The sequence below is a fragment of the Desulfovibrio piger genome (genome assembly GCF_012843875.1).
Lineage (GTDB): Bacteria > Desulfobacterota > Desulfovibrionia > Desulfovibrionales > Desulfovibrionaceae > Desulfovibrio.
In genome coordinates this window covers 1-7,313 of record NZ_JABAFY010000079.1, presented here as the reverse complement: position 1 = coordinate 7,313, position 7,313 = coordinate 1, and the positions used below count along the sequence as shown (strand labels likewise).

Sequence of the window (7,313 nt, the reverse complement as noted above, 5' to 3'; positions counted from 1 at the left end):
AGGATTCCTGCCAGAACCGTGCGCTGCGCAAGCGGTTTGCTGCCGCCGCTTCTTTTTCGTTTGAACGGGGCAAGGAGTAGTCCGATACGCTCGCATAGGCATCAGGTACATCGCGAAAGTCTGTTTGCTTCATGGGACGAGATTACCACACCTTTTAAAATCAAAAAACATGCCGGACATCCTCTTAATATTATGGATAATCATTATTTGCTTTTGCATTGCATCCCTACAGTATTGCAAAAATGAAATAAATATTATAACTATTTGTTTTTATTTATTTTATTTATAAAATAGAATGTATTCTGCGAATTTGCAAATGTGCAGGCATCGCGCGGGCATTGATTATTGCAATAATGCAATGATCACAAAAGGAATCGAGGGGATTATTTTTTAACATATTGAAAATATTGCTTGTTATTTTTGTGGCACAGCCTTTGCTTTATACGGACCAAGAAATCAACAGGAGTTTCCCAATGGCAAACCATAAGATCACCATTTACCATGACGGTACCATCCTGACCATGGATGCGGATTTCCCCCAGGTCGAAGCGCTGGCCGTGATGGACGGGCGTATAGTGGCCACGGGCTCTCTGAAGGATGTGAAGCAGGCTGTGGGCGATGGCGCCGACCTGGTTTCTCTGGAAGGGGGCACGCTGCTGCCGGGATTCATCGACGGGCACAGTCATTTTTGCAGCGGCGGCATGAACCGCCTGTATGCGGCCGACTGTGCTGTGGAGAACATGGAAGCCCTCAAGGAGAGCCTGCGCCGCAAGCTGCATGACGACCGTCCTTCCCAGTGGGTCGTCGGACATAGCTTCGACGAAAAAGGCATGGAGGAGCAGTGTTATCCCACCCGCGAGATCCTGGATGAAGTTTCCACGGACGTTCCCATCTTTTTCCGCATGTGACGGGCCATACGGGCATCGCCAACAGCAAGGCCCTGGAGATCGCGGGCATCACCCGCGATACGCCCGATCCGGCCGGCGGCATCATCGGCCGTGATGCCCAGGGCGCGCCCAACGGCATCCTGGAAGGCATCCCGGCCCAGACCCTGGTGCGCAAGCACATCCCCGGCTTTACCCTGGACGAGATGCGTGCTGCCCTGGCTGACGACAGCGCCCGCTATGCCTCTTGCGGCATCACCACGGCGCAGGGTGGCCCGGCCTTTTCCCCCATGGATGCGGAACTGGGCCACAAGGTGACCGAGCTGGTCCTGGACTGCGCGCACGACGGCACCCTGACCATCCGCACCGTGCTTTTCATCCGCGCCAACGACATGAGCCGCCTGGCTCCGTATCCCAACCATGTGCCCGGTACGGATCTTTCCGGCAACGGCCGGGTGACCATGGGCGCGGCCAAGCTGTGGGCCGACGGGGATCCGCGCGGCCATACCGGTTACTTCCTGGAGCCCTATCCCTTCGTGGATCCTGCCAAGGGCGCGGATTACCGCGGTGAATTCCTCTATACCGTGGACGAGCTGGTGGAAAAGATCCTGCCCATCCACAAGGCCGGCTGGCAGATCGCCATCCATGCCAATGGCGACGGTGGCATCGAGATCGTGACCCAGGCCTACGAGCGCCTGCAGCAGCTCCATCCCCGTCCCAATGCGCGGCACCTGGTCATCCATTGCCAGTATCCCAGCTACAGTCAGCTGCAGCGTCTCAAGGCTGCCGGGGCCTATCCCTGCTTCTTCATCAGCCCCCTGTACCACTGGGGCGAGATCCATGCCGGTTATGTGGGCGCGGACCGTGTGGCCCGCTTCTGCCCCTGCCATGACGCTGATGAACTGGGCCTGCCCTACAACCTGCATACCGACGCCCCCATCACGCCGGTGGATCCCCTGATCCAGGTCTGCACGGCCGTGACCCGCACCAGCCGCAAGGGCACCGTGTACGGGCCTGACCAGGCCGTGACGGTCATGTCGGCCCTCAAGGCCGTGACCATCCATGCTGCTTTCCTCAAGTTCGAGGAGCATGTGAAGGGTTCCCTGACGCCCGGCAAGTACGCCGACATGGTCCTGCTGGCCGAGAACCCCCTGAAGGTCGCCCCCGAACACATCAAGGACATTGCCGTGCTGCGCACCTATGTGGGCGGCGATGTCGTGTACAGTCGCTCCTAGGATGGAGGAGATCATGGAAAACCAGTCCCTGATACGTCGCGAGGCCAATTGCCTGTCCCGCTTCGACCGCCTGCCGGTCAAAAGCGAAATGCTGAAGATCATCGCCGTGCTGGCCGCGGTGAGCGTGGTGGAAGCCTTTGACCTGGGCCTGATCGGCCAGACCGTGCTGGTCCTCAAGCAGATCTGGAACCTCGGCCCGGCGGAGACCGGCCTGCTGGCCACCTGCTCCACCATCGGTGTGGTGCTGGGCACCTTCAGTTGCGGCTTCCTTTCGGACCGTTATGGTCGCAAGCGCGTCCTTTTCTGGGCCGTGTTCATCTTCACGGTCTTCACCTTCATGGGCCCCCTGATGGAGAACTTCTACTGGGTCGTGGCCATGCGCTTCCTGAGCGGCCTTGGTTCGGGCGCCGTCTTCCCCATCCCGTACCTGTACATTTCCGAGCTGGTGGGGGCCAAGCAGCGCGGCGTCACCTTTGCCTACTGCAATTCCATCCTCGTGCTCTCCTATGTGCTGCCGTCTTCCTTCGGCGCCTGGGCCGTGGCCACCTTCCCGCTGGAAGTGGCCTGGAAGCTGCCCTTCCTCGTGGGTGGTCTGCCCATCGTGATGCTGTACTTCATCCACAAGTACATGCCGGAATCTCCCCGCTGGCTCATGCGCCACAACCGTCATGACGAAGCCGAGGCCCTGGTGGAACGCCTGGAAAGCAGCCTGGGCATGGAGCATGACAAGAACTACATGGATCCCGCCATCCTGACCGCCGTGAACGAAGCCCGCTCCGGCAACAAGCCCAAGGTCAGCTGGACCATGCTCTTCAAGCCCCCGTACCTGAGCCGCACCATCGTGTCCTACTCCATGTTCTCGGCCGCCCTGGTGTTCTGGTACGTGGTCATGGTCTATGCGCCCACCATCCTCACGGGCAAGGGCTTCCAGATGTCCAGCTCCGTGCTGATGGGCGGCCTGATGATGGCCATCGGTACCGTGGCCGGCATGGTCTGCGGCCACATGATCGAAAAGTACGGCCGCAAGCCCATGTACATCATCCTGGCCCTGCTGACCGCCGGTTGCAGCATCCTGCTGACCATGGTGGAGAGCCTCAATGCCTGGCTCATCGTGGGTACGGCCCTGGCCTTCTTCGGCAATGCCATCTTCTCCATCTGCAAGCTCTACATCGCCGAACAGTATCCCACGGAACTGCGCGGTACGGGCGCCGGTCTCGGCGAAGCCGTGAGCCGCATCTGCGGCGGCGTGCTGGCGGCCTACTTCATCGCCTTCCTCATCGCCTCCGGCAACCAGCACGCGGTGTTCTGGTTCCTGGCCATCTGCTACCTCGTCTCCACGGCGCTCCTGGCCATCTGGGGACAGGAGACCATGGGCAAGAGCGTGGACGCCACGGGCAGCTCCAGCGGCAAGTAGAGGATCGTACAACAAGAACAAACAACGGGCCTGCGGGCCCTGGAGGAACATATCATGTCGTGTGCCTGCACTTATTCCGAACAGGAACAGCTCCTTCTCGCAATCCCTATGCTGAAAAGCATCCCCGCCTGTACCGTCTGGTGGCTGCCTTTGAAGGTAAAAAGCCCCATATCGACGTGGAGCGCGCGCTGCTGTTCACCGAATCCATGAAGCAGACCGAAGGCGAACTGCTGGTGCTGCGCTGGGCCAAGGCCCTCAAGCACATCGGCGAGAACATGACCGTCTACATCGACGATGATCAGCTCATTGCCGGCCGTTGCGGTCAGCAGGGCGCCCGTTACGGCATCCTGTATCCCGAACTGGACGGCGACTATCAGGCGTCCGCCCTCAAGGAACTGCCCGGCCACGAGGCTTCCCCCTTCGACGTCAACGCCGAAGACGCCCGCGCCGTGGAAGAGATCATCACCCCCTACTGGAAGGACAAGACCTTCCACCAGGATCTGAACAGCCGTCTGGATCCCGAGTCCCACCGCCTGGCTTATGCCGACAAGGGCGGCTACATCTCCCGCTACATCTGCTGCGAAACGGCCTCCAATCGTTCCAGCCTGCAGTGGTGCCTGGACTGGGAACGCCTGTTCAAGCTGGGCTTCAAGGGCATCCGTGAAGAAGCCCTGGCCCGCATGGCCGAACTGGATCCCGACGATCCGGTGGACCAGAGCGAAAAGCGTCCCTACCTGGAAGCCATCGTCACCGTCAGTGAAGGTATCGTTACCTGGGCCCGCCGCCATGCGGAACTGGCCCGCCGCAAGGCCGCCGAAGAGACCGATCCCCGCCGCAAGCAGGAGCTGCTGACCATCGCTTCCAACTGCGAATGGGTGCCCGAGAACCCGCCGCGCACCTTCCATCTGCGAATGGGTGCCCGAGAACCCGCCGCGCACCTTCCATGAAGCCATCCAGGCCCACTGGTTCACCCAGGCTTTTGCCCGCCTGGAGCAGAAGATCAGCTCCAACCCCACCAACGGCCGTATGGACCAGCTTTTCTGGCCCTACTACCAGAAGGACCTGGCCGAAGGCCGCATCGACGAGGAGGGCGCCATCGAGCTCTTCCAGTGCATGTGGGCCAGTATGGCCCAGTGCCTGGACCTGGCCATCACGCCCTACAACAAGGCCACGCATGAAGGCTATTCCCACTGGGAAGCCGTGACCGTGGGCGGCCAGACCCGCGACGGCCGCGACGCCACCAACGAGCTGTCCTACATCATCATGCGTTCCAAGCGGGAATGCCCCCTGCATTACCCCGACCTGGCCGCCCGTGTGCACAGCCGTTCTCCCGAGCGCTTCCTGACCGCTGTGGCCGAGATGATCAAGCAGGGCTGTGGCTTCCCCAAGCTGCTCAATGACGACGAGATCATCCCCCTGCATCTGGCCAAGGGCGCTCCCCTGGAAGACATCTATGACTATGCCGCTTCCGGCTGCGCCGAGATCCGTATGCCCCGCGTGGATACCTACACCAGCGGCCATGCCCAGATGAACTTTGGTGCCGCCGTGGAACTGGTGCTCTACAACGGCCGCATGAAGAAGTACGGCGACGAACTGCTGACCGTGGAGACCGGTGACGTGCGCAACTTCACCACCTGGGAAGAGTTCTGGCAGGCCTACGCCACCCAGCAGAACTACCTGATGCGCCACGCCTTCATGCAGCAGTACCACATCATCAAGGCCCGCGCGCAGCACTTTGCCACGCCCATCTCCGATGCCCTGCATGTGCTGGCCATGAAGGAATGCGTGGACCTGCACCAGGATCACCACTACGAAGGCGGCCTGGATCTCGGCTACTTCGAATGCCTGGGCTACAGTACGGCCATCGACTCCCTGTCGGCTGTCCGCAAGCTGGTCTTCGACGACAAGAAACTGACCATGCAGGAGCTGCTGGACGCGCTGGAATGCAACTTCGAAGGCAAGGAAGACGTCCGCAAGATGCTGCAGAGTGCCCCCTGCTACGGCAACAATGATGATTACGCCGACAGCATCGGTCTGGAGATCGACCGCCTGGCCCAGGAATTCAGCAAGAAGTACGCGCCCCGTCTGGGCATCAAGTGCGACTTCCGCATGGTGCCCTTCACCTCGCACGTGCCCTTCGGCCGCGTGGTCTCCGCCACGCCCAACGGCCGCAAGGCCTGGACGCCGCTGTCTGACGGCTCTTCCGCTTCGCACGGCGCCGACGTCAACGGGCCTACCGCAGTGCTGCTCTCCAACTTCAACTCCAAGAACTACAACATGTTCCAGCGTGCCGCCCGCCTGCTGAACATCAAGTTCACCCCCAGCTGCCTGGCCGGCAAGGAAGGTACCCGCAAGCTGGTGAGCTTCATCCGCGCCTTCGTGGACCTGCGGCTGTGGCATGTGCAGTTCAACGTGGTCAATCGTCAGACCCTGGTCAATGCCCAGAAGGATCCCGAAAAGTACCGCGGACTCATCGTCCGCATCGCGGGCTACAGCGCCTACTTCACGGAACTGTCCAAGGATCTGCAGGACGACCTCATCGCCCGTACCCAGCACGAGCAGGTCTAGTAAATCGCCAATCCAACCTCAGGGAGGGGGCTTCGGCCCCCTTCCGCCTTTCGGGAGAGATGCCATGTCGGACAAGAATCGCGGTACCGTTTTCAACATCCAGCGCTATTCCGTGCATGACGGCCCGGGCATACGGACGCTGGTCTTCCTCAAGGGCTGTCCGCTGCGCTGCCTGTGGTGCAGCAATCCCGAATCCCAGGAGGCCGCACCGCAACTGGCGTACAATGCGGACAAATGCCTTGGCTGCGGGCGCTGTGTGGCCACCTGTCCCCAACAGGCCCTGCGCCTCGAGCAGGACGGCATCCATCGGGACAGGGAACGCTGCGATCCTGCTTGCCGTGCCTGTGCGGAGGTTTGTCCGGGACAGGCGCTGACCTTTTACGGCAAGACCATGACGGCCCGCGAAGTGCTGGACAAGGTGGAAGAAGATGCCGCCTTTTATGCCCGCTCCGGCGGCGGCCTGACCCTGAGCGGCGGCGAGCCGTTGCAGCAGGGGGATTTTTGCCTCTCCATCCTGGAAGAGGCGGAACACCGGGCCGTGCATACCGCCATGGAAAGTTGCGGTCAGGCCCCCGAAGAGACCATCCTTGCCGCCTGCGGCAAGCTCGACTACCTTTTGTTCGACATCAAGCATCTGGACAGCGAGGCCCACAAAAAGGCGACGGGCATGGGCAATGAGCGCATCCTGCGCAACCTTGCGGCTGTGCGGAGCGCGTATCCGCATCTGCCCATCCACCTGCGTACGCCGCTCATCCCCGGTATCAATGATGACGAAGAGCTGATCCGGCGTATCGTCGAATTGGCCCGTTCCATGGATGCCGTCCATTACGAGCTTTTGCCCTACCACCGCATGGGTGAGCAGAAGTACCGCTTTTTGGGCAGGGAATACCCCTATGGCGGCCCTGCTCAGGTAGACGCCGGGATACTGGCGCGCCTGCGGAGTATCGTCGAGGAAGTTTTCCCGGAAAAGGACTGATATCCGTTAAAGAATGTATCTCCATTGCCGGAATATCCTCCAGTGCTGTCAGCATTGGAGGATATTTTCATTTTTGAATATAGGTATGTATTGATTTTTTATCCTGATAATAGAATGTTGTTTATGTATTACTTGAATAGATCATGTTATATGTTTTAATAGAACTCATTTCATAATTAATGGGCAATTTTTATAACTCTTCTCAACAAAATCATAGAAAAAGCAAGGTGGACAAG

6 protein-coding genes are annotated in these 7,313 nt (G+C 59.9%); all 6 read left to right on the top strand.

Annotation, left to right across the window (positions count from 1 at the left end; translation table 11 throughout):
• Positions 1-473: 473 nt before the first annotated feature.
• The 6 genes from HF854_RS12860 to HF854_RS11870 all read left to right on the top strand — a co-directional run bounded on the left by HF854_RS12860 (position 474) and on the right by HF854_RS11870 (position 7,077).
• On the top strand, positions 474-908 hold the full coding sequence (locus tag HF854_RS12860; protein ID WP_168936482.1) for an amidohydrolase family protein: 435 nt from the start codon (positions 474-476) through the stop codon (positions 906-908).
• Complete coding sequence (locus tag HF854_RS11885; RefSeq protein ID WP_168936481.1) at positions 905-2,119, top strand: amidohydrolase family protein; 1,215 nt, start codon at positions 905-907, stop codon at positions 2,117-2,119. The genes HF854_RS12860 and HF854_RS11885 overlap by 4 nt, the downstream gene beginning before the upstream one ends.
• A 13-nt stretch (positions 2,120-2,132) precedes the next feature.
• The gene (locus HF854_RS11880) at positions 2,133-3,533 is read left to right on the top strand and encodes an MFS transporter (protein WP_168936480.1); all 1,401 of its coding nucleotides are present in this window, start codon (positions 2,133-2,135) and stop codon (positions 3,531-3,533) included.
• A 59-nt stretch (positions 3,534-3,592) separates the two neighbouring features.
• Entirely contained in the window at positions 3,593-4,480 is an 888-nt protein-coding gene (locus HF854_RS12805; RefSeq protein ID WP_346765660.1) for a pyruvate formate lyase family protein, read from the top strand.
• Entirely contained in the window at positions 4,449-6,101 is a 1,653-nt protein-coding gene (locus HF854_RS12900) for a pyruvate formate lyase family protein (protein ID WP_346765658.1), read from the top strand. Before HF854_RS12805 ends, HF854_RS12900 begins: the two co-directional genes overlap by 32 nt.
• A gap of 64 nt (positions 6,102-6,165) precedes the next feature.
• Positions 6,166-7,077 carry a glycyl-radical enzyme activating protein gene (locus HF854_RS11870; protein ID WP_168936479.1) on the top strand — a complete coding sequence of 304 codons (912 nt, stop codon included), beginning with the start codon at positions 6,166-6,168 and terminating at the stop codon, positions 7,075-7,077.
• The last annotated feature ends 236 nt before the right edge of the window (positions 7,078-7,313 follow it).

Coding starts and splice junctions, on each gene's coding strand:
- HF854_RS12860 (WP_168936482.1), top strand. CDS start 474: ATGGCAAACCATAAGATCACCATTTACCATGACGGTACCATCCTGACC.
- HF854_RS11880 (WP_168936480.1), top strand. CDS start 2,133: ATGGAAAACCAGTCCCTGATACGTCGCGAGGCCAATTGCCTGTCCCGC.
- HF854_RS11870 (WP_168936479.1), top strand. CDS start 6,166: ATGTCGGACAAGAATCGCGGTACCGTTTTCAACATCCAGCGCTATTCC.